General features: G+C 55.9%; 2 protein-coding genes. One reads left to right on the plus strand and one right to left on the minus strand.

Translation table 11 applies throughout. The features are described 5' to 3' along the window. The coding region (locus RTK32_RS21120) for a hypothetical protein (protein ID WP_312047360.1) at positions 1-347 on the plus strand (347 nt) is incomplete at its 5' end. Between the two features lie 160 nt (positions 348-507). Here the strand turns inward: RTK32_RS21120 and RTK32_RS21125 are convergent. Continuing rightward, positions 508-2382: FUSC family protein (locus tag RTK32_RS21125; RefSeq protein ID WP_312047362.1), on the minus strand; the 1875-nt coding region annotated here is incomplete at its 5' end.

The raw sequence follows: 2382 nt of genomic DNA on the forward strand, positions 1-2382 counted from the left end.
GTGCCGGACCCCTGTTTAGCTTTTTAACACCGATCTACGTAGAAAAAGAATGGGTTGATAAAGCATTTGCCCTGACGGATGCGGTTCAGCAGGTTAAAGAAGAGAAGTGGAATTTAAGGGTTGCTGATGCGGCGATAAAAACTATTGCTGCCAGGGTTGCCAACAAGACGAATACTTTTTTGTTCAGAGTGCAAAAATACAGGCTACCGATGATAAAGTTATCATTATTAATAAAGATAAGTCCCCTGAATCAGCCAGGCATCTCGGGGACGAACAGGCCGCGGGCCGTCTGTTTTCCTTTAAAATTTCCCATTCTGGTGCAGTGCAAAGGCGCCGAGCGTTATTGAAAAATACCCTTCCTGTGAAAGGGATGCACAGGGATGAGGATTCTCCAAAGTGGCGCGTCAGGGGAACGGATGGCTGCAGCTGATACTTCACGACATAACTCGCTGTCTACTAACCTGGTCATTAACTGCAGCTCACCATAAATGATACATCTCTGTAGCGTTATGTCGCCGCTGGCGCCTGCTGAAGCTGAGAGAGCGAACAGTAAAGCCGCCACGCAATGCCGGCCAGCTCCGTTTCGCTTTTGGTGTTGCCTGACGCCAGCACGGCGATATTTTTCTGTAGCTCATTCAGCGTCTTTTCCAGCGCGCTTTGCTGAACCCCTTTCCCACTAATAATACGATGCAGGTGAGCTAACATGGCATCCCGCATCGCCAGCAGCGCGGATGAATCACAGTGCCAGTCGCGCAGCTGCCAGACAATATGCGAGCAATTCAGCAGCACCACTCCCCAGCGCAGTAGCCAGAGCCGGGCCGGGTCGTCACGGCTGGCATTCAGCTGGTTGACCCGGTAATAGATCAGCGACTCAAAACGGCTTTGGCTGAGGTGGGGCCTGGGGCTGAGCTGGTCGAGAAATTCGCGGCGCAGCGCCCGGATATGGCGACGGCTACGGCGTTTGTCCGAGCTGGGTCGTAGAATAAGGAAAGCCAGCCACGCCAGGAGCACGCCGCAGACTTTGGCAATATTGTTGTTAAGAAAACTTTGATAATCGTAGGTCGGCGGATTGGTCACGGCAAGAAACGAGCCGCCGAAGACAATCAGCTGCCCCCACAACGCGGCGCGCTTTTTCTGCTGCACCTTAAAAAGCTGTAGCGTGACCAGCAAGGGAAACAGCAGCAGCAAAAACTGCCACAGCACGTCGATCTGTACCATCAGGCCGAACTTGATAATAAAGCTGAACACGGAGAGCAGCAGCAGCGTTTTCAGCAGCAGCGATACGCTGCTGACGGGCGAAGGCACCGAGGAGTAAAGCACGCAGCTGATGGCGGCCAGCGTCAATGCGGCTGCCCCCGCATCCCACTGGGTGGCAAGGGTAAAAGCGCAGCCCAACACGATCACGCTGAAAGTGCGTAGGGCGCTCCAGCTGGCTTCCACGCTGTCGCTGTGTCTGGCAAGCGCCGGGACGGCGGGCGGCGCAAGGCGGCTCTCCTCATCAGCCTGCTCGAACAGCCGCAGCCAGCGGCGGATATTCAACCAGAGCCAGCAGAAATAGCGCAGACGATGCCAGAAAGCCTGATAGCGATAGTCGCTCTGATCCTGCGGCGCGGCGCTGGCGAGCAGCCGGGCGAGGCGGTATTTATCGCAGTCGGCGCTGGCCAGCTCGTTTAGCAACTGCTGCATGACGGTATACAGCTGTTCCGGCGCCTCGGGCCAGTTCAGCAGCATTCGCCGCAGGCTGGAAATCACGCTGGTCAGACGTAGCTGCTGGTGCAGAATATAGTTCAGCACATTGTTCTGGCGGCGAAAGCGGTAGTGGCTCCAGAACGCCTGGATCCGCAGCAGATTGAGCGTCAGGATCTGACCAATAATGTTTTCATGTGCGCTACGTACATTGTCGGTGCTTTCGTGTTGCAGCAGGAGTCGACCATGATCCAGCAGGCGGAGGTGCATCTCTTTCAGCGAAGCGATCAGCGTATCGCCGTCCGAGGTGCTGGGCAGGATCATCATCATCAGGCCGCCGCACAAAATGCCGGTAATCACTTCGCATACGCGTGCCTGAGTAATCTCCCACAGATCGCCGATCTCCGTGATGTTAACCGTGGTAAACACAATAATGGCGGCCGTATAACCCGCCAGGGAAAACGCATAGGCGACGTTGTTTTGATAATGGTTTTGGATCCAGGTGCAAAGCGCCAGCCAGCCGGCGATAGCCAACGCAAATAGCCAGGGCTCATTCAGCGTATAGCCCGCGATCAGCAGTGCTGCGCCGGCGCCTGTCAGGCTGCCCACAATCCTGCCCAGACTTTTGCTGATGACGCCGCCCACGGTCGGAAAACTCACCACGGCGGCAGAAGTCATCGCCCAGTAAGGTTCGCC

The organism is Erwinia sp., from assembly GCF_031978025.1.
In the GTDB taxonomy this organism is placed as follows: Bacteria; Pseudomonadota; Gammaproteobacteria; order Enterobacterales; family Enterobacteriaceae; genus Erwinia.